This is a genomic window from Phycicoccus sp. M110.8 (assembly GCF_032464895.1).
Lineage (GTDB): Bacteria > Actinomycetota > Actinomycetes > Actinomycetales > Dermatophilaceae > Pedococcus.
The window spans coordinates 111,737-138,692 of record NZ_JAWDIC010000003.1 but is presented as its reverse complement, the minus strand read 5'-3'; the positions used below and the strand labels follow the sequence as shown (position 1 = coordinate 138,692).

Below are 26,956 nucleotides of genomic sequence, written 5' to 3'. Positions count from 1 at the left end.
CCGCGCCGGCACCCTCCAGCGGGGTCGACGGGCGCTCGGTGACCCGGCCGGCGCTCAGTCGACCGGCGGCGGCAGGTGCCGCAGCCGCATCCCCGGCATGTGGTCGATGACGATCTCGCGGGCCGGCACGGTGCCGTTCAGCTGGCAGAGCACCCCGATGCCGCCGAGCCAGACCCGGTGGATGAGCAGGTAGGACGGCGGCAGGTTCAGCTTCATGCCGACGAGGAACTCCGGCCGGCGCACGTCGTTGACGTGGGCGGCCACGGAGCGCAGCCAGGGCCGGCTGAAGGTGAAGGACTCGTGCTTCAGCGGCTCGATGAAGGGGCCGAGGTACTCCAGCAGCGCCTCGGCGTCGATGCTCATCGAGGGCTTGATGAAGCCTTCGGAGCGCAGCCCGGCCTCGAGCTCGTCCGCCTGGCCCGACAGGGCCGCGGACACCAGCCGTCCCATCTCCTGGGGCAGGCCGTTCGGCAGGCGGTTCACCGCGCCGTAGTCGATGACCCCCAGACGGCCGTCCGGCAGCAGGCGGAAGTTGCCGGGGTGCGGGTCGGCGTGCAGCAGCCCTGCCCGAGCGGGGCCGACCAGCAGGAACTCCATGTAGCGGGCGCTCGCGGCGTCGCGCTCCTCCTTCGTGCCGGACTCGACGATCCGGGACAGGGGGGTGCCGTCCATCCACTCCGAGACGATGACGTGCTCGCTGTTGACGAGGACGTCGGGCACCGCGAAGTGCGGGTCGTCGCGGAACGTGCGGGCGAACTTGCGCTGGTTGCCCGCCTCGAGGTTGTAGTCGAGCTCCTCGGTCATGCGTGACTTGAGCTCGTCGGTGATCGGCTTGATGTCCATGCCGGGGATCCAGCCGCCGGCGAGGCGCGCCACCCGGGCGAGCTGGTTGAGGTCGGACAGCAGGGCCGCGCCGGCCCCGGGGTACTGGATCTTGACGGCCACGGGGCGCCCGTCGCGCCAGACCGCCCGGTGCACCTGCCCGATCGAGGCGGCGGCGGCCGGCACGTCGTCGAAGGACTGGAACTTCGACGTGCGCCACCGGGGCCCGAGCTCCTCGGCGAGGACCTTGTGGACCGTCGCGGCGGGCAGTGGGGGAGCGGCCTCCTGCAACTTGGTGAGCGTGCTGCGGTAGGGGCCGGCGAGCTCCTCGGGCATCGCCGCCTCCATGACCGACATGGCCTGCCCGAACTTGAGTGCACCGCCCTTGAGCTCGCCGAGGACGCGGAACAGCTGCTCCGCCGTCCTCGCCTGGAGCTCGGCGGCGACGAGCTCGGCCGGCTTGCCACCCACGCGCTTGCCCAGACCCACGGCGGTGCGTCCTGCGAAGCCCAGGGGCAGGCTGGCCAGTCGGGCGGTGCGGCTGACCGCACGGCGGGGGAGCTCGTTCACCCGGCCATTCTCACCTGAGGAGGCTCCGGTCCGCCGACCGGGCGCGCGGTCGTGTCGTCGGCGCCCCCTTTCGCGACCTCGTGGGCCGCCCCGCCGACCGCCTCACCGGCTGCCCCGTCCACCGCCTCACCGGCTGCCCGGTCCGACGCCTCCCCGGCGGTGCGCTCAGCCTCCGGGGCCGCGGACCCACCGGCACGGTCGCCGGCGTGCTCCGCGGTGCACCGCGGGTGCGCCGTCCAGTACCGCTGGCGCACGCCGGGCCACGGCAGCCCCACCTCGAGCGAGCGCCCGGAGGGCAGCCGCCGCCCGTCGAGCACCCCGAGGCCGACCATGGCCGTCATCGCCGCCGCCATGGCCACGAGGCTGGCCTCGCCACCGACCTCGACGCCGGCGCCGACGGTGGGGCGGGTGAGCTGCTCGAGCAGGCGCGGCCAGGCCGGGTCGAGGTCGGTGCGGGCGAGGTCGAGGCAGGCGAGGCACGGCCCGGACGGCGAGCCCGCCGGGTCGACGACGGGGCCCACCACCGCCTCGGTCGCCCCCACGAGGACCGGGAGCACGGGGACCGCCCGCCGGACCCACGGCCGGGCGACCCGGGGATCGAGGGCATGCCTGGCGGCGAGCACCACGAGGGACGGGCCGGGGCACGACCGCGACGGCGGGGCGGCGGCGACGTCCTGCTCGAGGTCCGCCATCTCCCACGCGTCGGCGGCGCCCGGCCCGACGTCCACCCGGCCCACGCCGGCCCGGCGCAGGGTGCCGGCCACGGCGTCGGGCACCGAACCGCGACCCACGACGAGGACGTGGGCGGCCCGCCTGGCGCCGGCCACGGCATACGCGCCCTCGGGCGGGCTGGTGAGGCGCAGCAAGGCCTGGACGTCGTCGTCGAGCAGGGCCCTCTGGCCGGGCGGCAGGCCTTCCGACCCCGCGGGGACCGCCAGCAGCCCGCGGTCGGCGAGCAGCCGCAGCACCCGGGCGCCCCCAGGCGTGGTGAGGACGGTCGGCACCGGCCGCGTGCCGTCGAGCACCTCGAGGGCACCCACCTCGTCCTCACCGAGCCCGTCGAGGACGACCGACCGACCCGGCTCGACACCCACCTGCACCTGGCCAGGCCCCCGGCGCAGCAGCGGTCCGAGCAGCTTCGGGAGCGGGCGGTCGGTCATGCGAGCCAATCTGGCACAGCGGCACCCGGTCGCCCCGGTCGTCCACAGCCGGACCTCGACGGGTCGGGGCAGTGCGCCGCCACCGGGACGCAGCAAGGGGCGGACCCGACCAGCTGGTCGGGTCCGCCCCTTGCGATGGGAGGTCCTGGGTCAGGCCTTGCCGAGGATGCGGTTGAGGTTGGTGCCGCAGACCGGGCACACACCCTTGGCCATGCGGCGGCCGTTCGTCTCGACGACCTTGCCCTCGGCCTCGCGCTTCTCCTTGCACTTGACGCAGTAGAACTCGCCCTTGTAGGTCTCGTCTGCCATCGCGATGTCTCCTTGTCGATCACACCGCACGGTGCGGTGTCGGACTTCGGCCAACCTAGACCATCCTGAGCACAAATTCCCGCAAGGGGGGCGGATGCGTCGTGCTCAGCGGACCCCCTAGTCTTCGCCCCCATGAGCGCCCTGACCTGGTGGGAGACCCCGTTCGAGGACCTGTCGGTCGCCCTGCGGGAGGCCTCGGGCCGGCGGGTGGCCGTCGTGACCCTCGACCTGCCAGACCGCCGCAACTCCATGTCCGAGGCGATGAGCCGGTCGTGGGTGCGGCTGATGGGGCAGCTGCGCGAGGACGACGCCCTGTCGGCCGTGGTGGTGACCGGTGCTCCACCGGCGTTCTGCGCCGGCGGCGACCTGTCCTGGATCGTCTCCGAGCCGGACGCCTCCGTCCCCCGGCTGCGGGAGCGGATGCTGGCGTTCTACCGGTCGTGGCTGTCCGTGCGTGACCTGCCGGTCCCGACGATCGCCGCGGTGAACGGGGCGGCCATCGGTGCCGGGTTCGCGCTCGCCCTGGCCTGCGACATCCGGTATGCCGCGCAGGACGCCCGGCTCGGGGTGCCGTTCACCTCCCTCGGGCTGCACCCGGGCATGGCGACGACGTGGTCGCTGCCCGACGTCGCCGGGATGGCCGTCACCCGGGACCTGCTGCTCACGGGCCGGCTCGTCACCGGGGCCGAGGCGGTCGGGCTCGGGCTGGTCTCCGGGGCGTTCCCCGCCGAGGCGGTGCTGGACGAGGCTCTCGCCGCCGCCGAGCGCGTCGCGGCCGCCGCGCCCGTTGCCACACGGCTCAGCCTGCAGGCCCTGCGCGGGGGAGGTCACGACACGGTGGAGACCGCGCTGCAGTGGGAGGCGCTCGCCCAGGCGACCACCCTGGCCACCCAGGACGTGCACGAGGGGATCGCCGCCGCCGCGGCCCGGCGCAGACCGGAGTTCCACGGTCGCTGACGGCCGTTGCCGGCCCTTGGCGTCCTGTGGCCGCCCCGGCCCCGCGACGGACGCCGACGGCCCTGGGGTCCCGAGGGCCGCCCGGTCCCGGTCCCCACGACGCGCCGAGGAGCGTCCCGCATGACCCCGGGCGTGTCCCCGCGACGTCCCGGGCGCGCCGGAGCACCTGAAATGTCCGACCGCTCGCCTATCGTGGGAGCGTGAGCACCGACATCGAGGTCAGGCGCAGCCGCCGGCGGCGCCGCACCGTCAGCGCCTACCGCGAGGGCGGGCGCACGATCGTGCTCATCCCGGCCCGGTTCACCAAGGCCGAGGAGCGCCAGTGGGTGGCCACCATGGTCGAGCGCCTGGAGCGGGGAGACCGGCGGCGCCGGCCCAGTGACGCGCAGCTGCGCTCGCGGGCGGCGGAGCTCTCCGGCCGCTACCTCGGCGGCCTCGCCAAGCCGACCTCGATCCGCTGGGTCTCCAACCAGCAGTCCCGGTGGGGGTCGTGCACCCCCTCCGACGGCACGATCCGCATCTCCTCGCGGGTCAAGGGCATGCCGGGGTACGTCCTCGACTACGTCGTGCTGCACGAGCTCGCCCACCTGCTCGCCCCGGGTCACGGACCCGAGTTCTGGGCGCTACTGGCGGGCTACCCCCGGCTCGAGCGGGCCCGGGGGTACCTCGAGGGCGTCGCGGCCGCCGCCGGCCTGGAGCTGTCCGACGGCGACGCAGCCGCCGAGCCGCTGGTCGACGAGCTCGGCGACGTCGACGAGCCCGACGGGGCTCCGGGGCAGGCCGCCCTGGAGTTCGGACCCACCGAGGACTAGCCGGGGACTAGCCGAGCAACCTGCGCGCGGCCTGCACCATCGGGCCGATCTCGTGTGCGCTCTCGGCCGGCAGCTCGTCGGCCGGCCACCAGCGCACGTCGAGCGACTCCTCGCTGACGGCGTACCCGGCGTCGTCCGGCACCACGCCGGCATACCGGATGTCGAGGTGCTCGGCGCACCGGCCGAACGCCGCGGCCACGAGCGAGTGCCGGTGCAGCTCGACGATCCGCGGGTCGAGCACGAGGTCGGGCAGCCCGCTCTCCTCCCGCGCCTCGCGGGTGGCGGCCGCGTGGACGGAGGCGTCCTGCGGCTCGAAGTGGCCGCCGAACTGCAGCCACATCCCGGCCTTGCGGTGGTGCGTGAGCAGGACCCGGTCGAGGGAGGGGTTGAGCACGATCGCGCCGGTGGTCAGGTGCTGCGGCGGGCCCTGCTTCCACAACGCGTCCGGGTGGGCCGCGCAGAGCTCGAGGAACTCGCGGCGCCACTGCTCCTGGCCGGCGTCGGGCGCCTGCCACGCCTCGAGCGCCGCGACGGCGTCGTCGCGCAGGGCGAGGTATGCCGCGGGCACGCCGGTGGCGGTGCCCGCGTCGTGTCCGGTCACTGGTCGCCCTCGCGCAGGATCTGGTCGAGGGCGGAGTCCAGGTCGCTGTCCTGGGAGGTGCCGACGCGCTCGACGTAGCCCAGCGGGTCATCGAGGTCGGCGGCGGTGGGGGCGACGTCGGGGTGGCCCCACGCCGCGTCGCGTCCCTCCTGGCCGTGGGCGGACTCGAGCGCGGCCCAGAGGTTGGCGGCGTCGCGCAGCCGTCGCGGCCGCAGCTCCAGGCCCACGAGGCCGGAGAACACCTTCTCGGCCGGCCCCCCGGTCGCGCGGCGGCGACGGATGGCCTCGCCGAGGGAGGCAGCCTGGGGCAGGTGGTCGCGGGTGGCGCGCTCGGCGACGACGTCGACCCAGCCCTCCACGAGGGCGAGGTAGGTCTCCAGCCGGGTCAGGGCGGCGCGCTGCGAGGCGCTGGGCTCGGGGCGGAAGAGCTGGTCCTGCAGGGCCGACTGCAGCGCGGTCGCGTCGCTGGGGTCCACCGACTGCAGCGCCGACTCGATGCGGTCGGTGTCGAGGGTGATGTCGCGGGCGTAGTCGCGGACCGCCGTGAGCAGCTGCGGCCCGATCCACGACACCTGCGCGAACAGCCGCACCCGGGCGGCCTCGCGCACGGCGAGGTAGAGGCGCACCTGGTCGAGGTCGACCTCGAGGCCCTCGGCGAACGCCTCGACGTTGGCCGGCAGCAGCGCCACCGAGCGGTCGGCCACCAGCGGCAGCCCGACCTCGGTGCCGCTCACGGTCTCGGACGCGAGGGCGCCGACCGCCTGCCCCACCTGAAGCCCGAACATCGAGCCGCTCATCCGGGCCATGACCGGCTCCATCTGCCCGAGCATCGCAGCCGGGTCGACACCCGGCGGCAGCAGGCCCTCGGGCAGCATCCCCTCCGGGATCCCGCCCTCGCCCAGCTCGGCGATCTGCGCGCGCATCGCGTCGCCCACGGCGCGCCCGACGCCCTCCGCGACCGGTCCGACGAGGTCGCGCCAGGTGGGCATGGTGGCCTCGACCCACTCGGCCCGGCTCCACGCGTGCGTGGTGATGCCCGGGGCCTCGAACGCCGTCACCTGGTCGAGCCACAGCTCGGCGACCTGCACGGCCTGGTCGACCTGGCAGCGCGCGGCGTCCGAGACGACCGTGTCGCCCTCGGCCGCCACCACCTTGCGGGCGGTGTCGGTGGCGAGCGCGGCGTTGAACGGCTCGCCGGTGTCACCGGCCGCGCCGGTGAACATCGCCTGCACCTGACCGGCCATCATCTCGAGCATCGCGGGGTCGACCTTGTCGACGCCCATGTCCTTGAGGGCCTGCACCATCTGCGGGTCGAGCCCGGCCCCGCCCGTGAGCCGGCGCAGCACCTGCTCCAGCTCGGGAGGCAGCCCCGAACCGGCGTCGTCGCCGGGACGGTCGGGCAGGTCGGGGTGGTCGGGCACAACGGCTCCTCGGGAGTCCTGAGAGGATGGCTTCGTCCAAGACAACCACGTGGAGGCCACGGTGAGTTCCCCAGCGGGCGCCCAGGGGGGTGCAGTTCGCTCGCGGCGTAGCGCCGTCGACGTCGCGGTCGTCGGGACCGCCGGCGCGGCGAGCCAGGCCGTGCTGCGCGCGCTGGTGACGACCGCTGCCCGGGGGACGGCGGGCGCGACGGCGCACGGCCCCCAGTCGCGTATCGGGACCGTCCTGGCCGTCGACGTGGAGCGGCCGCCGGTGGGCGGCGTCGAGTACCGCCAGTGCGACCCGGCCCACCCCACGCTCGTGGAGGCGCTGCGGGGGGTGCACGCGGCGGCATACGTCGCGACGAGCACGGACCTCGACTCCGACCTGGCGCTCGGCGCGCGGGTCCGGCGCGAGCGCAACCTGCGCCGGGCGCAGACGGTGATCACCGCGGCCGCTGCCGCCGGCGTGCGGCACCTCGTGGTGGTGACGGGGGCGCAGGTCTACGGCGCGCACCCCGACAACCCGGTCCCGCTGCCGGACGACGCCCCGCTGCGCGCCCCGAGCGACGAGGGCCAGGTCGGGGACCTCATGGACGTCGAGCAGCTCGTGGCCGTCGCCCGGGACGTGCACCCCGGCCTGCGGATCACCGCGGTCCGGCCTGCCGCGCTCGTCGGCGACGGTGTCGACACGGTGCTCACCCGGCACTTCGAGGCACCCCGGCTGCTCACCGTGCGCGGCTCGGACCCGGCGTGGCAGTTCTGCCACGTCGACGACCTCGGCTCCGCCGTGGCCCTCGTCCTGGCCAGGGGCATCGAGGGCGCCGTGTCGGTGGGCGCGCCGGGTCACCTCACCCAGCGCGACCTCGAGCGCCTGACCGGTATGCGCCCGGTCGAGCTGAGCCTCGGCGCGGCCATGGGAACCGCGGACCGGCTGCACCGCGTTGGGGTCTTGCCGGCACCCGCCAGCGACCTCGCCTTCGTCGCCTTCCCCTGGGCGGTGTCGGCAGGCCGCCTGCTCGGCGACGGGTGGGAGCCGGTCCACGACAACGAGACCTGCCTCGGCGTGCTGCTCGACACCATCCGGGGTTCGCACGCGGTCGCGGCACGACGCCTCGACCGCAAGGACGCCGCCCTCGGGGCGGCCAGTGCCGCGGTGGCCCTCGTGGGCACCGCGGCCATCATGCGGCGCCGCCGCAGGAAGGGTGGGTCATGACCGACCGCACCACTGGGACCACCACCGGCCAGACCACGGGGGAGGCCGAGGTCGTCCTCGCCGTCGTCCGTGACGAACCGCTCGGGGTCGACGAGGTCCTCGACGCCGTGCGGCACCCGCGCTGCGGAGCCGTGTCGCTGTTCGTCGGGGTGGTGCGCGACCACGACCACGGGGAGCCGGTGACCGCCCTGGACTACTCCAGCCACCCGAGCGCCGCGGACGAGCTCGCCCGCGTGTGCAGGGAGGTCGCCGCGCGGCACTCGGTGTCCCGGGTCGCCGCCGTGCACCGCTCGGGCCACCTCGAGGTGGGTGACCTCGCCGTCGTCGTCGGGGTCTCCGCACCCCACCGGGGCGAGGCGATGGAGGCGTGCCGCGACCTCATCGACACGCTCAAGTCGACCGTCCCGATCTGGAAGCACCAGCAGTTCGCCGACGGCACCGACGAGTGGGTGGGGCTGCCGTGACCCTGTCGTCCACGTCGTCGCCGCCGCCCGCAGGACCCGAGGGACCGCAGGGACCGCAGGACGGGGACGGGCAGGACCCCTACCGCCTCGGTCGCCGCTCGGTCGTCGTCCTCGTCGGTGGCTTCGTGCTCATCGCGCTGGCCGCGCTGTCGACGATGGTGGGCCTGCCCTACGTCGTCCTCAAGCCCGGGCCGGTCACCAACATCATCGCCGCCGGCAAGACGCCGCTCATCACCGTCTCGGGCGCGAGGACCTACCCCACCGAGGGCGCCCTCGACTTCACCACCGTCCGGGTCGCCGGCGGTCCCGGCTTCCGGGTCACCGTGTGGGACCTGCTCGGCGCGGCCCTCAACCGCAGCGAGGAGATCGAGCCCGAGGAGGCCTACTTCCCCAAGGGCATCACCGACAAGCAGGTGCAGGAGGAGGGCGCCGCGGAGATGGCCGACTCCCAGCAGGAGGCGATCGCGGTCGCACTCCGCGCGGTCGGCCAGAAGGTCGTGCAGCACGTCGTCATCGCCCAGGTCACGCAGGACAGCCCGAACCGGTCCGTGCTGCGCCCGGGCGACGAGATCGTGAGCGTCGACGGGACGGCCGTCGACGACAGCGCCTCGATCCGCACGGCCATCGGCAACCACAGCGCGGGGCAGCCGGTGAAGCTGGGGCTGGTCCGCGGCGGCAAGCCGGTCGACGTCACGGCGACCACGCGGGACGCCGGGGGGCGGACGACGATCGGCGTGTTCCTCGGGGTGCGCTTCGACTTCCCGTTCACGGTGAAGATCGACGCCGGCAACGTCGGGGGGCCCTCGGCCGGGACGATGTTCGCGCTCGGGCTCTACGACACGCTCACCCCAGGGGCCCTCACGGGTGGCGCCAAGATCGCCGGCACGGGCACGATCGACAGCACCGGCGCGGTCGGCCCGATCGGCGGCATCCGCCAGAAGCTCGTCGGCGCCCGCGACGGAGGCGCCCAGTGGTTCCTCGCGCCCGCCGACAACTGCAACGAGGTCGTGGGCCACGTGCCCGACGGCCTGCGGGTGGTACGCATCTCGACCTTCGACCAGGCCCGGTCCTCGGTCGAGGCCATCGCCGCCCACCGGGGCGGGTCGCTGCCCACCTGCACGAAGTAGGCGCAGCCGCGTCAGTCCTGCAGCGTCGCCCTGAGCGCGTGCACCAGGCCGGGGGCGATGTCGTCGCCGAGGGCGACCTGGTCGTCGCTGTCGTGGGCGCGCTGGCGCAGCAGGCAGCGGCTCTGGCCGTCGCGAGTCACGGCGACGAGCAGCCGCACGTCCTGCCGCGCCGGGTGCGCGGCCAGGGCGTCGACCGCGGACTGGGCGTGGACGGGCAGGTCGCGCTCGGCATCCGGCGGGACGACGATCCGCTCGACGGCCAGGGCGGCGCCGACGACGGCATCCGGCCACGCGATGCCGCCGAGGAGCGACTCGAGGTTCGAGGTGGGCGGCAGGTTCTCCTGCTCGATCGCGCTGAGGGCGCCCTCGGCGAGGTCCGACCCGTGCATGCCCGCGCGCAGGTGCGGCTCGCGCTCGAGCAGGTCGGCGGTGGGGACGAGGGCGAACAGCCGGGGGTTCTGGTCCCACCCGGACGCCGCGACGTGGCGCTCGGTGTCGAGGGCGGCGATGGACAACGGGTCCGCGACGGGACGGCTGGTCTGGCTCACCCGCTCATGGTGCCGTATGCCGCGGGGGAGCCGGACCGGCGCACCCCGCCGCGTCGGACCTCCCGCCTCCCGGGAACCCCAGCCGTCATCGGTAAGTTGGTCCCACTACCAGCAGGTGGCCGGGGTGGCTGCTCGCGCGGCAGATCGGGCGTGGTGTGAGTTCTTCGGAGTGGTTCGGGCCGGGCGAGTCCTCAGGAGGCGGCGGCCGGCCCGGTGGCGGTGCGGGCGGGCCCGGGGGCAGGCGCCCCCCGACCATGACCTTCCGCCGGCGGCGCGGGCCGCTCGGTCCCACGATCGCCATCGTCGTGGCGCTGGGCATCGTGGTCTCCGTCGCGGCCTCGGTGTGGACCGAGGTGCTCTGGTACGACTCCGTCGGGTACGAGGAGGTGTTCCGCACCGAGCTACTGACCAAGGTCGTGCTCTTCGTCCTCGGCTTCGCCATCACCGCGGCCCTCGTCGCCTCGAGCCTCGTCGTCGGCTGGCGCACGCGGCCGATCTACGCCCCGGTGACGCCGCAGCAGCAGAACCTCGACCAGTACCGCGAGGCCATCGAGCCGCTGCGCAAGGTCGCCATGGTCGTCATCCCAGGCGTTCTCGGCCTGCTCGCCGGCACCGGTGCAGCGGGGCAGTGGAAGACCTACCTCCTCTGGCGCAACGGCGTCTCGTTCGGCAGGAAGGACGCGCAGTTCCACCTCGACCTGTCCTTCTTCGTCTTCACCCTGCCCTGGATCCGGTTCCTGCTCGGCTTCCTCACGATGGCGCTCGTGATGGCGCTCGTGGCGGCCGCCTTCACCCACTACGTCTACGGCGGCCTGCAGGTCCAGGGGCGCGGCGAGCGCACGACGCGGGCGGCCCGCACGCACCTCGCGATCCTCCTGGCCGCCATCGTGCTGGTCCGTGCCGCCAGCTACTGGTTCGACCGGTACAGCCTGGCCACCAAGGACAGCCGCCTGTTGACCGGCATCGGGTACACCGACGCGAATGCCGTGCTGCCCACCAAGGTGATCCTCGCCGTGGCCGCCGTGATGACCGCGGGGCTCTTCATCGCCTCCATCTGGACCCGGTCCTGGCGGCTGCCGGCCGTCGGCGTGGGGCTGCTCGTCGTCACCTCGGTCGTCGTCGGCAGCATCTACCCCGCCCTCGTGCAGCGGTTCCAGGTGCGCCCCTCGGAGAAGTCCCTGGAGCAGAAGTACATCCAGCGCAGCATCGACGCCACACGAGCGGCATACGGCATCGACGGGCTGAGCAGCACCCCGTACACGGCCACGACGGAGGCCAAGCCCGACCAGCTGCGCGACGACGCCGAGACGATCCCGGGCATCCGCCTGGTCGACCCGATCGTGGTGTCCCCGACGTTCAAGCAGCTGCAGTCGGTGAAGTCCTACTACGCGTTCCCGGACGCGCTGGACGTCGACCGCTACTCCGTCGGCGGCAAGGTGCGCGACACCGTCGTCGCCGTCCGCGAGCTCGACCTCGACGGCGTGCCGCAGAACCAGCGGAACTGGCTCAACGACCACACGGTCTACACCCACGGCTTCGGTGTCGTCGCGGCGTACGGCAACCAGCGCACCGCCGACGGCGAGCCGGTCTTCTACGAGCAGAACATCCCGCAGACGGGACCGCTGGGTGACTTCCAGCCGCGGATCTACTTCGGCGAGAAGTCGCCCGACTACTCGATCGTCGGTGGCGCGCCCGGTGCGGCGCCGCGCGAGTTCGACTACCCGGACAACAGCGCCGCGGGGCAGAAGAACACGACCTACTCCGGCGGTGGCGGCGTCAAGCTCAGCTCGATCTTCCGGCAGGCGGCCTACGCGCTGAAGTACCGCGAGCTCAACTTCCTGCTGTCCGACGCGGTGACCGACCAGAGCCGCATCCTCGACCACCGCAAGCCGCTGGAGCGCGTCGAGCGGGTCGCCCCGTGGCTGACCCTCGACGGCAACCCGTACCCCGCCGTCGTCGACGGACGGGTGCAGTGGATCGTCGACGGCTACACGACCACGGCGGACTACCCGTACTCGCGGCTCAAGGAGATCGACAACGCCACGTCGGACTCGACGACCGCCACCTCCTCGGCGGTGCGGCCCATCGGGAGCGGCCACGTCAACTACATACGCAACTCGGTCAAGGCGACCGTCGACGCCGAGAGCGGCGCGGTCAAGCTCTACACCTGGGACGAGAAGGACCCGCTGCTCAAGGCGTGGAGCAACGCCTTCGGCAACACGGTGCTGCCGATGTCCCAGATCAGCGGCGACCTCATGGCGCACCTGCGCTACCCCGAGGACCTGTTCAAGGTGCAGCGGCAGGTGCTGACCCAGTACCACGTCACGGACGCCGCGTCGTTCTACGGCGGCCAGGACTACTGGGAGGTCCCCGAGGACCCGGCCCAGGAGGCCCGCAACGTCGACCAGCCCCCGTACTACCTGACGCTGAAGATGCCCGACCAGGACAGCGCCAAGTTCTCGCTCACGACGACGTTCAAGCCGGTCGGCGACCGGCAGGTGCTGTCGGGCTTCCTCGCCGTCGACGCCGATGCCGGATCGACCTCGGGCAAGCCGAGCTCGGACTACGGCAAGCTGCGCCTGCTCGAGCTGCCCAAGGACAGCCAGGTGCGCGGTCCGGGCCAGGTCCAGAACGACATCAACTCCTCGAACCAGACCTCGCCGGCGTTCAGCCTGACGCTGAGCCAGTTCCTCAACAACGCACGCCAGCAGGGTTCCCGGGTCACGCTGGGCAACCTGCTGACGCTGCCCGTCGGTGGCGGGCTGCTCTACGTGCAGCCGATCTACGTCAGCGCCAACAGCACCTCCTCGTTCCCGCTGTCGCGGGCGACGGTCGTGGCGTTCGGCAACAAGCTGGCGTGGTCCGACACGCTCGACGGGGCGCTCGACGGGCTGTTCGGCGGCCGGTCAGGCGCCACGGCGGGCGACTCGGGGACGGGCTCGGGCACCGGCTCGACGCCGACGACGCCCACCACGCCGACGACGCCGTCGACCGGGAACGCGGCGCTGGCCCAGGCGCTCACCGACATCCAGTCGGCGTACGACGACGGCCAGAAGGCGCTCAAGGCGGGCGACTTCGCGGCATACGGCGAGGCGCAGAAGAAGCTCGACGACGCGATCAAGCGCGCGGTCGCAGCCTCGCCCAAGGGCGGCAGCACGACCGTGACGCCGACCCCATCGGGCACCGCCACAACGACGCCGTCGCCGAGCCCCACGACCACGAAGTAGGGGCTCTGGGGCAGGCGACGGCCGGCAGTGCGGGTGCCCGATTTGGCCCAGCCGCACGGAGTCCCGTACAGTTGGGGCTACCGACGCGGGGTGGAGCAGCTCGGTAGCTCGCCGGGCTCATAACCCGGAGGTCGCAGGTTCAAATCCTGCCCCCGCTACCAATCGCATCGGCGAGACGAAGGCCCGGACGACACGGTCCGGGCCTTCGTCGTGCACGGGCCTTCGTCGTGCACGGGCCTTCGTCGTGAAGGGCTTCAGCTGGGGCGGGCGTATGCCGCGACGCCCGTGTCGAGCAGGACGCACGCCTCGTCCCCGTCGGTCCAGGCGTCGTGGCCGGGAGAGATGTCCACCACGTCGCCGGGAGCGACGGCGAGCTCGCTGCCGTCGTCGAACCACACCGTCATGCGCCCGGACAGGCAGAACCCGGTGTGGTGCGTCTGGCAGGAGTCGGTCCCGGCGATCGGCTGGACGTCCTGCGACCAGCGCCACCCCGGCTCGAAGACGCCGCGGCCCAGCGTGAAGTCCCCGAGGGTGACGACGTCCATGTGGCCGTGGTCCTTGAAGGTTCGGCGCTCGTGGGGTGTGTCGATGTTCTGCTTGGCGGTCATGTGCCCTCCCGTGGACGGGTGCTCGTGCGGTGGAGGGTGGCAGCGGCACGGTGGTGCCCGGCCGTGCGCACCGGTGCGCCCACGTCGGTCCCGGGCCGTGGGAGGCGTTCCCCGGGCTCCCCTGCAGCGCCGACCGGGTTTCTCGTGTGGCTCGAGGCTGCCACCGGGCCCGAGCCCGGGACACCGGCAAAGGGGTGAGCCCGAGGTCAGGGCGCGCCGTGCAGCACCCGTCGTGCGCGGCCCGTCATGCCCGGCGCTTCCCGGGGTGAGATCGCTCTCGTGGCGGATCCGGGGTGCAGCTGGCGCCGGTAGCGTGGGTGGTGCGAGGCCGATGCCACGTCAGGGCTGGGGCGGGCGGTCCAGCGGGGTCGCGGGGTCGTTCCGCCGCCAAAGGAGGTCCACATGGGGCAGCCCGGGTCGGTCGCGTCGCAGGCTCCCGAATCACTGGTCGGGCCGGAGGTGGCCGCAGTCCTCGACCTGCTGCCGGCGGGCGTGACGGTGTGGGACCGCGAGCTGCGGTGCGACTTCGCCAATGCGTTCGCGCTGCGCGAGTCGGGGCGCGAACGGCTCGCCGAGGTGCGTGGCAGTCACGTCAGCGCCCTGGTGCCGGAGCAGGTGTGGCAGAGCATCCGCCCCTTCCTCGAGGCGGCTCTGGCCGGAGCCGAGCGGCAGTACGCCCGCACCGTCGAGGACGCTGCCGGACAGGTGCGACAGGTGCAGGTCTCGTGCTCGCCGTTCGTCGTCGACGGCGAGGTGACGGGGGTGCTGCAGCACGTCATCGACATCACCGCTCGGATCGACGCCGAGGCGCTGCTGCGACACCGGGCGGAGGCCCGTGCCGTCGAGCGTGAGCGCCGGCGGGTCGCGGACGTCACGACCGACATCGTGACCCGGCAGCTGTTCGGGGCCACCCTCAAGCTGTCGGGCGCGCTCTCGCAGGGGGCGACCAGCGACTCCGGGCCCCTGTGGGAGGTGATGGGCGACATCGACCGCGCCATCGCCGAGCTGCGGGACCTCATCGCGGAAGCCGCGGCCGAGGGCGGCTGACCTTCAGGCCGTGGCGGGAGCCTTCGCGCCGAAGCGCAGGCCGTCGTAGACCAGGTCGACGAGGGCGAGGGTGGACTCGGGGCTGACGCTCCGCGGCTCGCTGGTCAGGCAGATGCCGCCCAGGGCCCGCAGCAGCTCCGCGGCGGCGACGTCGTCGCGGATGACGCCGGCCTCGATGGCCGGGGCGAGCATGCGCTCGGCGGCCAGTCGCAGCGTCTCCCGCGTGTGCTGGAAGTGCTCGGACCGGCTGCCGTTCATCATCGCGCGCAGCAGCGTCACCATGCCCTGCTTCACCGCGTAGAAGGCGACGAAGCCGCGCATCCACTCGCGCAGCGCGGCGCCCGGGTCCTCGCTCGTGGACAGCTCGCGCGAACGCTGGTCGAGCGCGTCGATCTGGGCGCCGTAGACGGCGAGCACGAGGTCGTCGCGGGTGGGGAAGTGGCGGTACAGGGTGCCGATGCCCACGCCGGCGGCCTTGGCCACGTCGTCGAGCGAGGTGTCGACGCCGCGCTCGGCGAACAGGGCGGTGGCGCACTCGAGTAGGCGGGCGCGGTTGCGGGCGGCGTCCGCGCGCAGCGGCTTGGCGTCGTCGGCACCCATATGGCATTCCACCTTGCGTAAACGGAGGCTGTCTCCGTATAGTAGCTGAAAGCGGAGGATCTCTCCGCTTCCGCGGTCACCTCGACCGCCGTCTCGCTTCGCAACGACGCGGAGGAGGCCTCCGCTTCTCTCCCATGATACGCCCTGTCGGGAAGGACCTCCCCATCCATGAGCTCCACCACCACCCCGGCCACGCCCACCCGGACCTGGCTACCCCTCGCCGTCGTCCTCACCACCCAGATGATGATCGTGCTGGACTCGGCCATCGTGAACATCGCGCTGCCCGACATGCAGCAGGCCCTGCACATCGAGCCGGCCGACCTGTCGTGGGTCGTCAACGCCTACACCCTCGCCTTCGGCGGGCTGCTGCTGCTCGGCGCCCGCGCGGGTGACCTCTTCGGCCGGCGCACCGTCTTCGCCGTCGGCATGACCCTGTTCACCGTGGCGTCCCTGCTCGGCGGCTTCGCCGACGCCGGCAGCCACCTCTTCCTCGCCCGTGCCGCCCAGGGCGTCGGCGCCGCCCTCGTGGCCCCGTCGGCCCTGGCCATCCTCATGGGCCTGTACCCGCAGCCTCGCGACCGGACCCGGGCCATCGGCTACTACACGATCGTGTCCGCCAGTGGCGCGGCGATCGGCCTCATCGCTGGTGGGCTGCTCACCTCGTACGCCTCCTGGCGCTGGGTGATGTTCGTCAACGTGCCGATCGGCCTGGCGGTGCTGGTGCTGTCCCGTGTCGCGCTGCCGGCGAGCCGGTCCCAGCACGGCCGCATCGACGTCGTGGGCAGCCTGCTGTCGACGGCGGGCATGACGGCGCTCGTCTACGGCTTCATCTCCGCCGCCGCGCACGGCTGGGGGAGTGGGTCCGCGGTCGGCTCGTTCGTCACCTCCGTGGTGCTGCTGGCGGCCTTCGTGGCGGTCGAGCGCCGCGTCGCCCAGCCGGTCGTGCCGCTGCACCTCTTCGCCGACCGCGAGCGGGTGGTCGCCTACACCGCGCGGCTGCTCCTCGTGGCCGGGAGCATGGGCGCCTTCTTCTTCCTGAGCCAGTACTTCCAGCTCGTCCTCGGCTGGTCGGCGGTCCGCGCGGGCATGGCGTTCGTGCCCTTCCCCGTGTCGGTCTTCCTCAGCTCGCAGCTGGCCACGCGGGTGCTCGTCCCCCGCTTCGGCGGCCGGGCCGTCATGCTCGTCGGGATGACGATGTCCCTCGTGGGCCTCGTGCTCCTCACCCGGGTCGGCGTGGACACCACCTACCCGCAGCTCGCCGCCTCGATGGTGGTGTTCGCGCTCGGCAACGGCACGGCGTTCGTGCCGCTCACCGAGGCGGGCATGGTGCGTGTCGCCCCGCACGAGGCCGGGGTCGCCTCGGGTCTGGTCAACGTCACCCAGCAGCTCGGCGGGGCGGTCGGGCTGGCCGTCCTCGTGACGGTGTTCGCGACGGCCGGACCGGGTGCTGCGTCCGGACCGGGCGCGACCGCGGCCGCGAAGGACCTCTTCGTGCTGGGCGCCGACCGCGGCTTCGGGGTGGCGGCTGGGCTCATCGCCGTCGCGGTGGCCCTCCTCGTCAGCCTGTCCGGGCGGCGGCGGACGCCGCGCCCCGCGGAGGCCTCGCCGGAGACCCCGGTGCCGGCCGAGGCGGTGCTCGAGCCCGCGGCCTGACCGACCACCCTCCACGCGGAGGGCGGCCAGCCCCAACCGACACGCTCGTCTGCGCGCAGACGAGCGTGTCGGTGCGCACGGATCCGATCACCGCGCAGTGGTGCGCTGGTCCGTGCGCAGACGAGCGGGCACGGGAGTGGGAGGTGGGGGAGCGCAGGGCGGTATGCCGAGGGGCCAGGCAGCGCTCAGGCGTTCGCTGCGCCCTCGACGTCCCGGACGAGGCGCGCGACCGCGGACCGCACGTGGTGCCCGAGCGGGATGGTCCCGGCGCCCACGGCGTCCTGCGCCGACCCCCCGACGTACACGGCCGGCGACGGGTCGGCAGCGCCCAGGACCGCGACCGCCTCGCGGGCAGCCGCCACGTCGTCCGTGGCCGGGACCCCCAGCACCACGGCGGAGGGGGCGTGGTGCCGCAGCACCACCGCCCACGACTCCGGGGGCACGTCCGCCCCGAGATAGGCCACCTCGAGGCCGGCCCGCCGCAGCAGGAGGGCGAATGCCGTGACGCCCAGCTCGTGCCGGACGCCGCGGGGGAGGCCGACCGCCACCTGCGGACTGCCGCCCTGCGGGCCGGTGGCGTCGAGGGCGGCTCCGAGCCGGCGCTGCACGGCAGCGCTCACGAGGTGCTCGCCGGCCACGTCCACGCGGCCGGCCCTCCAGTCCTCGCCCAGGACCCGCAGGGCGGGCAGCAGCCACCCGTCGACGGCCTGCTCCGGGCCGGCGACGGCGAACGCCTCGTCGAGGGCCGACTCGGCCATCCGCGGGTCCAGGGCCGCGGCGGCCCTCGACAGGGCTGAGGTGTCCATCCCCGGCAGCTCGGGGCCGGGGCGCCCGGTGGTGACCGTGTGCTCCTCCACTCTTCGGTGCGGCGCGTCCGGCCCGACCACGGAGTCGCCGACGGAGCCGACGACGTGGTCGGCGGCGTCACGGGGAGACCAGCCCGCCGCCACGAGCGCCGCCATCGCGGTGAGCGTCCGCACGGCGTGGTCGTCGTAGAGCCGGTAGCCGGCCGGCGTCCGGGCGGGCGACACCACGGCATAGCGGCGCTCCCACGCCCGGAGCGTGGCGACCGGGACGCCGGTGAGCCAGGCCGTGTGGCCGATGGTGTGCACGATCGGAGGTTACCCTCAGGATTGGACAAAGTCTGGACATCACGGGGAAGGAAGCGCATGCTTCAAGGGCGAACCTTGGACAGGGGTTGTACACCGGGGTTCGAGTTCCACCGAAGGTCGTGTCCGGCTCCGGGGTCCTGTCCCGTCCATCCCTCAACGGGATCCCGGAGCCGGGCCGCAGCCCCGGCCAGGCGCCGCGGCGTCGCCGACCGTCTGCGTGCGCAGGGGGCAGACGGCGGCGTCGCTCTGCCGGATGGGCTCCCGGCTGACAGGATGACGCCCATGGCCGCGCCCGTCCGCCCTGCGACGGTGCCGCGACGCGCGGCCCGCTCCTGCGCCGCCCGTCCGTGCCGCCCCTCCTCGTGTCCCGTCTCCTCGTGTCCCGCCCCCTCGTCGGTCGCCGTCCTGGCGACTGCCGGTGAGAGGGGCTCGTGCTCGGCGGCCTCCCGGACCCAATCCGGGGCGGTGCGCACGCCGAACTCCCGGCGACGCCCCCTACGAAAGGCCCCCTGATGTCCGGAGCACGCAGCGCGGTGGTCGGCAGCGGCATCGCCGGCCTCGCCGCCGCGCACGTCCTCGCCCAGAGCGGGCCGGTGACCCTGTACGAGGCCGACCCCCGGCTCGGCGGTCACGCCGACACCCACGACGTCACCGTCGGCGACCGGGTCGTCGGCGTCGACACCGGCTTCATCGTCCACAACGACCGCACGTACCCGACGCTGCTGCGGCTGTTCGCCGAGCTCGGGGTCCAGACGCAGGACTCGGACATGAGCATGTCCATCCGTGACGACGCTGCGCGGCTGGAGTATGCCGGGGCCAAGGGTGCCCGTGGCCTGTTCCCCACGGCGCGCAACGCCACCGACCCGGCATACCTGCGCATGCTCGTCGAGGTGAAGCGGTTCCACCGCGCCGCCCGTGCCGTCCTGGCACGGGGAGACGACGACGCCAGGCGCGACGAGACCCTGGGCGAGTTCGTCGCCCGCGTGCGGTTCAGCGACTACTTCGCCCGCCACTTCCTCGAGCCGGTCGTCGCCGCGGTGTGGTCCTGCGACCCCACCGTGTCGCTGCGGTACCCGGCCCGGTACCTGTTCGAGTTCCTCGACCACCACGGGATGCTGACCGTCTTCGGGTCCCCGACCTGGCGCACGGTCGTCGGTGGGTCGGCGCGCTACGTGCAGGCCCTCGCCGCCCGGCTCGACGACGTCCGCGTGGGAACCCCTGTGACCTCTGTCGTGGAGCGCGAGGACGGTGTCGTGGTCGACGACGCCACGGGTGGGCGTGAGGTCTACGACCGCGTGGTCGTCGCGACGCACCCCCACCAGGCGCTGTCGCTGCTCGGCGAGCCGACCGACCTCCAGCGCGAGGTCCTGAGCGCGATCCCCTACTCCTCCAACGTCGCCCAGCTGCACACCGACGAGTCGGTGCTGCCGCGCAGTGCCGGCGCCCGGGCCTCGTGGAACTACTGGCGGCGGCCCGAGCGCGACGGAGCGGGTGTCCTCGTGACCTACGACCTCACCCGGCTGCAGCGCATCGACGTGCCCGGCCCGCGGTTCCTCGTCACGCTGAACGGCGTGGACTGTGTCGACCCCGCACTCGTCATCGACACCATGCACTACGAGCACCCGCTCTACACGCCGGAATCCGTTGCCGCGCAACGCAAGCTGCCCCACATCAACTCCTCGCGCATCGCGTTCGCCGGGGCCTACCACGGGTGGGGCTTCCACGAGGACGGAGCGCGCTCCGGCGTCGAGGCGGCCCGCGTGCTGGGCGCCGAGTGGTCCGCGACTCCGAGCGACGCCCGCAGGCGGCACGCCGACCCGGACGGCGATGTCGTGCCGGCGGCGGTGGGTTCGTGAGGCCGGGTCGGGGCACCCGGATCTACCGCACCAGCATCCGCCACGCCCGCACCTCGCCGCTGCGGCACCGGTTCGCCCACCGCAGCCACACCTGGCTCGTGGACCTGGACGACCTGCCGCAGCTCGGGGTCCTCGCGCCCCTGGCGCGGTTCGAGTCCCGGGACCACCTCGGCGACCCGCACCGCAGCCTGCGGCAGAACCTCGACACCTTCCTGGCGACGCAGGGGATCGACCTGCAGGGCGGCCGGATCCGGATGCTCGCCATGCCCCGGGTGCTCGGCACCGTCTTCAACCCCATCAGCATCCACTGGTGCCACGACCGGGACGACCGCCACGTCGCCACCGTCGTGGAGGTGCACAACACGTACGGCGACCGGCACGCGTACCTGGTCCGGCCCGACGAGCGCGGCCGCGCCGAGGTCGACAAGGCGCTCTACGTCTCGCCCTTCAACGACGTCTCCGGGCGCTACTCCCTGACCGTCCCCGAGCCGGACGACCGGTTGCACGTCCAGGTCGTGCTGCACCGCCGGGGCCACGACCCGTTCGTGGCCAGCATGACCGGTGTCGCGGTGCCTGTGACCACCCGCTCGGTGCTCCGCCTCGCCCTCACCCAACCGCTCGAACCGCTGGCCGTCATGGCCCGGATCCGCCTGCACGGCATCCGGCTCTGGCTGCGCCGGCTGCCCGTCCAACCCCGACCCCCGCACCACCAGGAGGCCGTCCAGTGACCACCGCAGACCCCGTCCTCGCGTCCCGCCCGACCATCGACCCGGTCCGCTGGCCGGACCTCGCCGCCTCCCGCGCCAAGGTGCGCAGGGGCGTGGAGTCGGCAGTGGCCCGGCAGCTGTTCCGTTCAGCCGTGAAGCGGCTGGCCGTCCGGGTGGAGGCCGGCGACCAGGTCTTCGGCGGCGGCGCCCACGACCCGGGTGCACCCGTCATGCGCCTCGTCCGCCCCGAGGCCTTCTACGCAGCCGTCGGCTCCAAGGCGCTGATCGGGTTCGGTGAGTCGTACATGGCCGGCGACTGGGACTCGCCCGACCTCGCCGGCCTGCTCGAGGTGTTCGCGGCACAGATGGCGACCCTCATCCCGGCGCCGCTGCAGCGCCTGCGCGCCCTCTACGTCGCGCGGCACCCCTCGAGCGAGCGCAACACCACCCGCAACACGCGCAGCAACATCGCCCGGCACTACGACCTCTCGAACGACCTGTTCGCGACGTTCCTCGACGACACGCTCTCCTACTCGTCCGCGCTGTTCGACGCGCCGGCCCAGCGGGTCGCGTCGGTGTCGGGGGAGACGGCCCTCGTCAGCCCCGCGCCGACCGCCCCCACCTGGCCGGACCTGCGCGTGGCGCAGGAGCGCAAGATCGACCGCATCCTCGACGCGGCGCGGGTCGGCGACGGCACGAGGGTGCTGGAGATCGGCTCGGGCTGGGGGGAGCTCGCCATCCGGGCGGCAGCACGCGGTGCCACGGTCCTGACCGTCACCCTGTCCAGCGAGCAGCAGGAGCTGGCGCGCGCGCGGGTCGCGGCGGCGGGCTACTCCGACCGCGTCGACGTCGAGCTGCTCGACTACCGCGCCGTCCAGGGCGAGTTCGACGCCGTCGTCTCGGTCGAGATGATCGAGGCCGTCGGCCACCAGTACTGGAAGGACTACTTCCGCACCATCGACCGGGTCCTCGCCCCCGGTGGGTCGGTCGCGATCCAGGCGATCACCATGCCCCACGACCGGATGCTGGTGACCCGCAACACCTACACCTGGATCAACAAGTACATCTTCCCGGGCGGGTTCCTGCCCTCCACCGAGGCGCTCGCCGACGTGACCCGCGAGCACACGCGGCTCCGGCTCACCGAGCGCCTGTCGTTCGGCCGCCACTACGCCGAGACCCTGCGGCTGTGGGACGAGCGCTACCTCGGCGCCCTCGACGCTGTCCACCGGCTCGGCTTCGACGAGGTGTTCGACCGGATGTGGCACTTCTACCTGCAGTACTCCGAGGCTGGGTTCCGTTCCGGCTACCTCGACGTCCAGCAGCTCGTCTTCCGCCGGGAGGTGACCGCGTGACCACGCTCGACTCCCCCCGCGCACCCGAGTCGCGTTCTGCCGCAAGAGGTTCGGGCCTCGCAGGCCAGTTCGCGGAGGCGCTCGCCCCGGTCGTGGGCGGGGAGCTCCCGGTCCACCTCACCCTCTGGGACGGCAGCAGCGCCGGCCCGGTCGACGCGCCCCGGGTCGTCGTCCGGTCACCGCGCGCCCTGCGCCGGCTGCTGCGGCACCCCGGCGAGCTGGGCGCCGCGCAGGCGTACGTCACGGGGGAGCTCGACGTCGAGGGCGACCTCGACCATGCCCTCACGCACGTGTGGTCGGTGGCGCAGGAGCGCGGGCTCAGCGGCATACGGCCGACTCCGTCGGTGGCGGCCGGGGTGGTGCGGCTCGCCCGCAACGCCGGCGTCCTCGGGCGCCCGCTGCCCCCGCCCGCGAGCCAGGCGGTCGTCAAGGGCCGGCTGCACAGCCTGCGCCGCGACCGGGCCGCGATCTCGCACCACTACGACCTGTCCAACGACTTCTACCAGCTGATCCTCGACCCGCACCTGGCGTACTCGTGCGGCTACTGGCGCTCCGACGACCCGGACTACACCGTCGAGGACGCCCAGCGCGACAAGTTCGAGCTCGTGGGCCACAAGCTCGGCCTGCGCGAGGGCTCGCGGCTGCTCGACGTCGGGTGCGGCTGGGGATCGATGAGCCTGTATGCCGCCGAGCACTTCGGCGCGCAGGTCACCGGCGTCACCATCGCCGCCGAGCAGAAGCGATTCATCGACGCCCGCATCCGCGAGCGGGGCCTGCAGGACCGGGTCGAGATCCGGCTGCAGGACTACCGCGACGTCCCGGACACCGGCTTCGACGCCGTCGTCTCGCTCGAGATGGGCGAGCACGTCGGCCAGCGGAACTACCCGACCTACGCCAGGGTCCTGCACGACGCCGTCCGGCCCGGCGGCCGGGTCCTCGTCCAGCAGATGTCGCGCCGGGGGCGCCACCCGGGCGGGGGACCGTTCATCGAGCAGTTCATCGCGCCCGACATGCACATGCGGCCGGTGGGCGACACGGTCGCGCTGATCGAGGAGTCCGGCCTCGAGGTGCGCGACGTGCACGCCCTGCGCGAGCACTACGTCCGCACGGTCGACGCGTGGCACGACACGTTCGAGGCCAACTGGGACCGTGCCGTGGCCCTCGTCGGCGAGGAGATCGCCCGCGTCTGGCGGCTCTACCTCGTGGGTGGGTCGATGGCGTTCCGCGACGGACGCATGGGGGTCGACCAGATCCTCGCCGTGCGTCCCGGAGCGGCCGGCCGGTCCGACGTCGAGCCGGTCCGCCCCGGCGGGTGGTCGTGAGCGGGATGGGCTTCGACCTCGGGAGCTTCTGGGCGGTCACCGGCTCGTCGCTGCTCGCCCTCGTCCTGCTGATGGCCGTCACCGCGGTCGTGGGGCACCGGCAGGGCCGGGTGAGCGTCGTCGACACGACCTGGGGGCTGGGGTTCGTCCTGGTCGCCCTGGTCTCGGCGCTCGTCGGCGACGGCGCCGGCTGGCGCCGGGTGCTGGTGCTCGTGCTGGTCGCTGTGTGGGGGCTGCGGCTCGCCTGGCACGTCACCCGCCGCAACGCCGGCAAGGGGGAGGACCCCCGCTACGCCGAGATGCTCGAGAAGGAGAGCGGCAACCCGACCCTCGTCGCGATCCGCAAGGTCTACGCCGTGCAGGGCGCCGCGCTGTGGTTCGTCTCCCTGCCGCTGCAAGTCAGTGCGGCGGCCGGCGACGGAGTGGTGTGGGTCGCGGTCGTCGGTGTCCTGCTCTGGCTCCTCGGCGTCAGCTTCGAGGCGGTCGGCGACGCCCAGCTCGCGCGCTTCAAGGCCGACCCCGCGAACAAGGGCAAGGTCATGGACCGCGGCCTGTGGTCCTGGACGCGCCACCCGAACTACTTCGGCGACTCCAGCGTCTGGTGGGGCCTGTTCCTCGTTGCGGCCAGCGCGTGGCCGGGGGTGCTGACGGTGCTCTCGCCCGTCGTCATGACCTACTTCCTCGTCTACGGCACCGGTGCCAAGCTGCTCGAGCGGCACATGGCCGAGCGCCCCGGCTACCGCGAGTACCAGCAACGGACGAGCTACTTCCTGCCCCGGCCGCCGCGCCGGGCTCCGGGAGCCGAGCGGGGATAGGGTCGCTCGCGTGCCCGACGACTGCCTCTTCTGCCGGATCGTCGACGGCGCGGTGCCGTCCTTCACGGTGCTCGACGAGCCGCTGGTGCTCGGCTTCCTGGACACGCGGCCCCTGTTCAAGGGCCACGTCCTGCTCGTGCCGAGGGTCCACGTCGACACCCTCCCCGACCTGCCGCGCGAGCTGCTGCCCACGCTGATGGGGGCGGTGCAGCGCACGGCCGCGGCGATGCCGGTGGGCCTCGGCTCCCAGGGGTCGTTCGTCGCTGCCAACAACGTCGTCTCCCAGTCGGTGCCGCACCTGCACTGGCACGTCGTGCCCCGGACGAAGGGGGACGGCCTGCGCGGGTTCTTCTGGCCGCGCACCCGCTACGCCTCCGACGAGGAGGCGCAGGAGTATGCCGCCCGGCTGGCAGCCGCGATCGAGCCGCCTGCCGGGTAGACCGGGACCGGCGTCGGGCAGTCCCGCGCTGTCGGTGCCGTGCGACACAATCGGCTCGTGCCCACCCACACCGTCATGCCGTCGCCGATCGGCGACGTGACGATCGTGTCGCAGGACGGCGCGGTCACCCGGGTCATGACCTACAGCCAGAAGCACGCGCCGGACCCCGCTGAGCTGGGGGAGCGCGACGACGCGGCCGGGGCCGAGGCGGTCCGCCAGCTCACCGAGTACTTCGCCCGCGAGCGCACCGACTTCGACCTGCCGCTGGCCCCGCGCGGGGACGAGTTCAAGCAGCGCGTGTGGGCCCTGCTGCGCGAGATCCCCTACGGCCAGACCCGCTCCTACGGCGACCTCGCCCGCGCGCTGGGCGACGTCAACCTCAGCCAGGCGGTCGGCTTCGCCAACGGCCGCAACCCGATCGCCATCGTCGTGCCCTGCCACCGGGTGATCGGCGCCGACGGCAGCCTGGTCGGCTACGCCGGGGGACTGGACCGCAAGCGGTTCCTCCTCGCCCTCGAGGAGTCCGAGGAGACCCGCGCCCAGCGGCTCTTCTGACCAGCCCGCGAGACGCCAGGGGCGCCGGACGTGATCCCCGTCGCACCCGGCACGGGGGGTGTCGTGACCCGGCATACCGCGGCCACTAGCGTGGTTGACACGAGTGCAAGGCGTCATCGAGGACGGCGCCCGGGGGGACAACCCGGGTGGCCGTCCTTCGTCTTTGACAGGAGAGTGTTGGTATGTCGTCGCAGCAGGATGGGACCACCGCCCCGCGCCACCGGGTCGTCGTCATCGGGTCGGGCTTCGGGGGCCTGTTCGGCACCCAGGCGCTCAAGCGTGCCGACGTGGACATCACGCTGGTCGCCAAGACCACCCACCACCTCTTCCAGCCCCTGCTCTACCAGGTGGCCACCGGCATCCTGTCCGAGGGCGAGATCGCGCCGTCGACGCGAGAGGTGCTGGCGCGCCAGGCCAACGCCCGGGTCGTGCTGGGCACCGTCACCCACATCGACCTCGAGGCCCGCACCGTCACCTCGCGGGTGCTGGACCGCGACACCGTGACGCCGTACGACTCCCTCATCGTCGCGGCCGGAGCCGGCCAGTCCTACTTCGGCAACGACCAGTTCGCGACGTACGCCCCTGGCATGAAGTCGATCGACGACGCCCTCGAGCTGCGCGGCCGGATCTTCGGGGCGTTCGAGTACGCCGAGCTGGCCAGCACCCCCAAGGAGATCGAGCGCCTCATGACCTTCGTGGTCGTGGGCGCCGGCCCCACAGGCGTGGAGATGGCCGGCCAGATCGCCGAGCTCTCCCGGCGCACCCTGCGGCACGACTTCCGCCGGATCGACACGGCCTCGGCGCGCATCATCCTGCTCGACGCGGCGCCGCAGGTGCTGCCCGCCTTCGGTGACCAGCTGGGCACCAAGGCGCAGAAGCGGCTGGCGGAGATCGGCGTCGAGGTCCAGCTCGGCGCGATGGTGACCAACGTCGACGCCACCGGCATCGAGGTCAAGGACAAGGACGGCACGACCCGGCGGATCGAGTCGGTCACCAAGGTGTGGGCCGCCGGCGTCCAGGCGTCCGAGCTCGGGGCGCAGCTGGCCGAGCAGTCCGGTGCGGCCCTCGACCGCGCCGGCCGCATCGAGGTCAACGACGACCTGACCCTCCCGGGGCACCCCGAAGTCTACGTCGTCGGTGACATGGCCTCGCTCAAGGGGTACCCGGGCGTGGCCCAGGTGGCCATCCAGGGCGCCCGGTATGCCGCGGAGTCGATCAAGCGCCGCCTCGCGGGACGCCCCGCGCAGGGCCCGTTCCAGTACAAGGACAAGGGGTCGATGGCGACGATCTCGCGGTTCAGCGCGGTCGCCTCGATCGGCAAGCTGCACTTCGGCGGCTTCGTCGCGTGGGTGCTGTGGCTGGCGGTCCACCTCGTCTACATCATCGGCTTCAAGCACCGGCTGACCACGCTGCTGCACTGGGCGGTCAGCTTCCTCGGCCGGGGCCGCTCGGAGCGCACCGTCACCGAGCAGCAGGTGTTCGCCCGCACCGCGATCGAGCAGCTGGGTGAGGCGTACGCCCCGTCCCTGCCGCGCGTCCCCGCGGACAAGCGGCCCCCGGTGCAGTCGGTGGCCCAGGCCCGCGACGAGGCCAGCCGCACGCTCTGACGCCCGGCGGCAACCGCCGGACCGGCCCTCGCGGGCCGTGCCCGGCACGTAG

General features: G+C 73.4%; 25 protein-coding genes and 1 tRNA gene. 17 read left to right on the top strand and 9 right to left on the bottom strand.

The window, feature by feature from the left end; genetic code table 11:
* Positions 1 to 54: 54 nt before the first annotated feature.
* The 3 genes from RKE38_RS13915 to RKE38_RS13905 all read right to left on the bottom strand — a co-directional run bounded on the left by RKE38_RS13915 (position 55) and on the right by RKE38_RS13905 (position 2,861).
* Positions 55 to 1,392 (bottom strand): AarF/ABC1/UbiB kinase family protein, encoded by a 1,338-nt coding sequence (locus tag RKE38_RS13915; RefSeq protein ID WP_316008083.1) that lies wholly within the window; start codon positions 1,390 to 1,392, stop codon positions 55 to 57.
* Positions 1,389 to 2,552 carry a hypothetical protein gene (locus RKE38_RS13910; protein WP_316008082.1) on the bottom strand — a complete coding sequence of 388 codons (1,164 nt, stop codon included), beginning with the start codon at positions 2,550 to 2,552 and terminating at the stop codon, positions 1,389 to 1,391. The genes RKE38_RS13915 and RKE38_RS13910 overlap by 4 nt, the downstream gene beginning before the upstream one ends.
* Positions 2,553 to 2,702: 150 nt before the next feature.
* On the bottom strand, positions 2,703 to 2,861 hold the full coding sequence (locus RKE38_RS13905) for a DUF5679 domain-containing protein (RefSeq protein ID WP_091756008.1): 159 nt from the start codon (positions 2,859 to 2,861) through the stop codon (positions 2,703 to 2,705).
* 132 nt (positions 2,862 to 2,993) lie between these two features.
* Between RKE38_RS13905 and RKE38_RS13900 the strand changes: the two genes are divergently transcribed.
* On the top strand, positions 2,994 to 3,818 hold the full coding sequence (locus tag RKE38_RS13900; RefSeq protein WP_316008081.1) for an enoyl-CoA hydratase/isomerase family protein: 825 nt from the start codon (positions 2,994 to 2,996) through the stop codon (positions 3,816 to 3,818).
* Positions 3,819 to 4,018: 200 nt separating this feature from the next.
* Positions 4,019 to 4,630, top strand: coding sequence for a M48 family metallopeptidase (locus RKE38_RS13895; RefSeq protein WP_316008080.1), 612 nt, complete (start codon positions 4,019 to 4,021; stop codon positions 4,628 to 4,630).
* A gap of 7 nt (positions 4,631 to 4,637) precedes the next feature.
* Here the strand turns inward: RKE38_RS13895 and RKE38_RS13890 are convergent, their stop codons facing one another.
* Positions 4,638 to 5,231, bottom strand: coding sequence for an NUDIX hydrolase (locus tag RKE38_RS13890; RefSeq protein ID WP_316008079.1), 594 nt, complete (start codon positions 5,229 to 5,231; stop codon positions 4,638 to 4,640).
* A complete protein-coding gene (locus RKE38_RS13885) occupies positions 5,228 to 6,652 on the bottom strand; it encodes a zinc-dependent metalloprotease (RefSeq protein WP_316008078.1) in 1,425 nt (474 codons plus the stop codon). Before RKE38_RS13885 ends, RKE38_RS13890 begins: the two co-directional genes overlap by 4 nt.
* A 61-nt stretch (positions 6,653 to 6,713) precedes the next feature.
* Here RKE38_RS13885 and RKE38_RS13880 point away from each other — a divergent pair, with 61 nt between their 5' ends.
* The 3 genes from RKE38_RS13880 to RKE38_RS13870 are packed head-to-tail and all read left to right on the top strand — an operon-like array spanning position 6,714 to position 9,456.
* Positions 6,714 to 7,865, top strand: coding sequence for an NAD-dependent epimerase/dehydratase family protein (locus RKE38_RS13880; protein ID WP_316008077.1), 1,152 nt, complete (start codon positions 6,714 to 6,716; stop codon positions 7,863 to 7,865).
* A complete protein-coding gene (locus tag RKE38_RS13875; protein WP_316008076.1) occupies positions 7,862 to 8,329 on the top strand; it encodes a molybdenum cofactor biosynthesis protein MoaE in 468 nt (155 codons plus the stop codon). Before RKE38_RS13880 ends, RKE38_RS13875 begins: the two co-directional genes overlap by 4 nt.
* Positions 8,326 to 9,456 (top strand): PDZ domain-containing protein, encoded by a 1,131-nt coding sequence (locus RKE38_RS13870; protein WP_316008075.1) that lies wholly within the window; start codon positions 8,326 to 8,328, stop codon positions 9,454 to 9,456. The genes RKE38_RS13875 and RKE38_RS13870 overlap by 4 nt, the downstream gene beginning before the upstream one ends.
* An 11-nt stretch (positions 9,457 to 9,467) precedes the next feature.
* Here the strand turns inward: RKE38_RS13870 and RKE38_RS13865 are convergent, their stop codons facing one another.
* Positions 9,468 to 10,004 carry a PPA1309 family protein gene (locus RKE38_RS13865; RefSeq protein ID WP_316008074.1) on the bottom strand — a complete coding sequence of 179 codons (537 nt, stop codon included), beginning with the start codon at positions 10,002 to 10,004 and terminating at the stop codon, positions 9,468 to 9,470.
* 254 nt (positions 10,005 to 10,258) lie between these two features.
* Here RKE38_RS13865 and RKE38_RS13860 point away from each other — a divergent pair, with 254 nt between their 5' ends.
* Both RKE38_RS13860 and RKE38_RS13855 read left to right on the top strand, forming a co-directional pair.
* Positions 10,259 to 13,231 (top strand): UPF0182 family protein, encoded by a 2,973-nt coding sequence (locus RKE38_RS13860; RefSeq protein WP_316008073.1) that lies wholly within the window; start codon positions 10,259 to 10,261, stop codon positions 13,229 to 13,231.
* A gap of 84 nt (positions 13,232 to 13,315) precedes the next feature.
* A tRNA-Met gene (locus RKE38_RS13855) sits at positions 13,316 to 13,392 on the top strand.
* A gap of 93 nt (positions 13,393 to 13,485) precedes the next feature.
* On the opposite strand, the gene RKE38_RS13850 is transcribed toward RKE38_RS13855, so the two are convergent.
* Positions 13,486 to 13,839: a cupin domain-containing protein gene (locus RKE38_RS13850; RefSeq protein ID WP_316008072.1), complete on the bottom strand. Its 354-nt coding sequence runs from the start codon at positions 13,837 to 13,839 to the stop codon at positions 13,486 to 13,488.
* A 402-nt stretch (positions 13,840 to 14,241) separates the two neighbouring features.
* Here RKE38_RS13850 and RKE38_RS13845 point away from each other — a divergent pair, with 402 nt between their 5' ends.
* Positions 14,242 to 14,886, top strand: coding sequence for a PAS domain-containing protein (locus RKE38_RS13845; RefSeq protein WP_316008071.1), 645 nt, complete (start codon positions 14,242 to 14,244; stop codon positions 14,884 to 14,886).
* Positions 14,887 to 14,889: 3 nt separating this feature from the next.
* Here RKE38_RS13845 and RKE38_RS13840 read toward each other — a convergent pair whose 3' ends face one another.
* Positions 14,890 to 15,486, bottom strand: coding sequence for a TetR/AcrR family transcriptional regulator (locus RKE38_RS13840; RefSeq protein WP_316008070.1), 597 nt, complete (start codon positions 15,484 to 15,486; stop codon positions 14,890 to 14,892).
* Positions 15,487 to 15,654: 168 nt separating this feature from the next.
* Here RKE38_RS13840 and RKE38_RS13835 point away from each other — a divergent pair, with 168 nt between their 5' ends.
* Positions 15,655 to 17,139, top strand: a complete 1,485-nt coding sequence (locus RKE38_RS13835) for an MFS transporter (RefSeq protein WP_316008069.1) — start codon at positions 15,655 to 15,657, stop codon at positions 17,137 to 17,139.
* Positions 17,140 to 17,324: 185 nt separating this feature from the next.
* On the opposite strand, the gene RKE38_RS13830 is transcribed toward RKE38_RS13835, so the two are convergent.
* On the bottom strand, positions 17,325 to 18,251 hold the full coding sequence (locus RKE38_RS13830; protein WP_316008068.1) for a MerR family transcriptional regulator: 927 nt from the start codon (positions 18,249 to 18,251) through the stop codon (positions 17,325 to 17,327).
* Positions 18,252 to 18,763: 512 nt separating this feature from the next.
* On the opposite strand from RKE38_RS13830, the gene RKE38_RS13825 reads away from it, so the two are divergent.
* The 8 genes from RKE38_RS13825 to RKE38_RS13790 all read left to right on the top strand — a co-directional run bounded on the left by RKE38_RS13825 (position 18,764) and on the right by RKE38_RS13790 (position 26,904).
* On the top strand, positions 18,764 to 20,107 hold the full coding sequence (locus RKE38_RS13825) for an NAD(P)/FAD-dependent oxidoreductase (protein ID WP_316008067.1): 1,344 nt from the start codon (positions 18,764 to 18,766) through the stop codon (positions 20,105 to 20,107).
* On the top strand, positions 20,104 to 20,835 hold the full coding sequence (locus tag RKE38_RS13820) for a DUF1365 domain-containing protein (protein WP_316008066.1): 732 nt from the start codon (positions 20,104 to 20,106) through the stop codon (positions 20,833 to 20,835). The genes RKE38_RS13825 and RKE38_RS13820 overlap by 4 nt, the downstream gene beginning before the upstream one ends.
* A complete protein-coding gene (locus RKE38_RS13815; RefSeq protein WP_316008065.1) occupies positions 20,832 to 22,166 on the top strand; it encodes a cyclopropane-fatty-acyl-phospholipid synthase family protein in 1,335 nt (444 codons plus the stop codon). Before RKE38_RS13820 ends, RKE38_RS13815 begins: the two co-directional genes overlap by 4 nt.
* Complete coding sequence (locus RKE38_RS13810) at positions 22,163 to 23,488, top strand: cyclopropane-fatty-acyl-phospholipid synthase family protein (protein ID WP_316008064.1); 1,326 nt, start codon at positions 22,163 to 22,165, stop codon at positions 23,486 to 23,488. Before RKE38_RS13815 ends, RKE38_RS13810 begins: the two co-directional genes overlap by 4 nt.
* A gap of 5 nt (positions 23,489 to 23,493) precedes the next feature.
* A complete protein-coding gene (locus RKE38_RS13805; protein WP_316008346.1) occupies positions 23,494 to 24,303 on the top strand; it encodes a DUF1295 domain-containing protein in 810 nt (269 codons plus the stop codon).
* A gap of 10 nt (positions 24,304 to 24,313) precedes the next feature.
* Positions 24,314 to 24,742 (top strand): HIT family protein, encoded by a 429-nt coding sequence (locus tag RKE38_RS13800; protein ID WP_316008063.1) that lies wholly within the window; start codon positions 24,314 to 24,316, stop codon positions 24,740 to 24,742.
* A 57-nt stretch (positions 24,743 to 24,799) separates the two neighbouring features.
* Positions 24,800 to 25,297 (top strand): methylated-DNA--[protein]-cysteine S-methyltransferase, encoded by a 498-nt coding sequence (locus RKE38_RS13795; protein ID WP_316008062.1) that lies wholly within the window; start codon positions 24,800 to 24,802, stop codon positions 25,295 to 25,297.
* Between the two features lie 182 nt (positions 25,298 to 25,479).
* The gene (locus tag RKE38_RS13790) at positions 25,480 to 26,904 is read left to right on the top strand and encodes an NAD(P)/FAD-dependent oxidoreductase (protein WP_316008061.1); all 1,425 of its coding nucleotides are present in this window, start codon (positions 25,480 to 25,482) and stop codon (positions 26,902 to 26,904) included.
* The last annotated feature ends 52 nt before the right edge of the window (positions 26,905 to 26,956 follow it).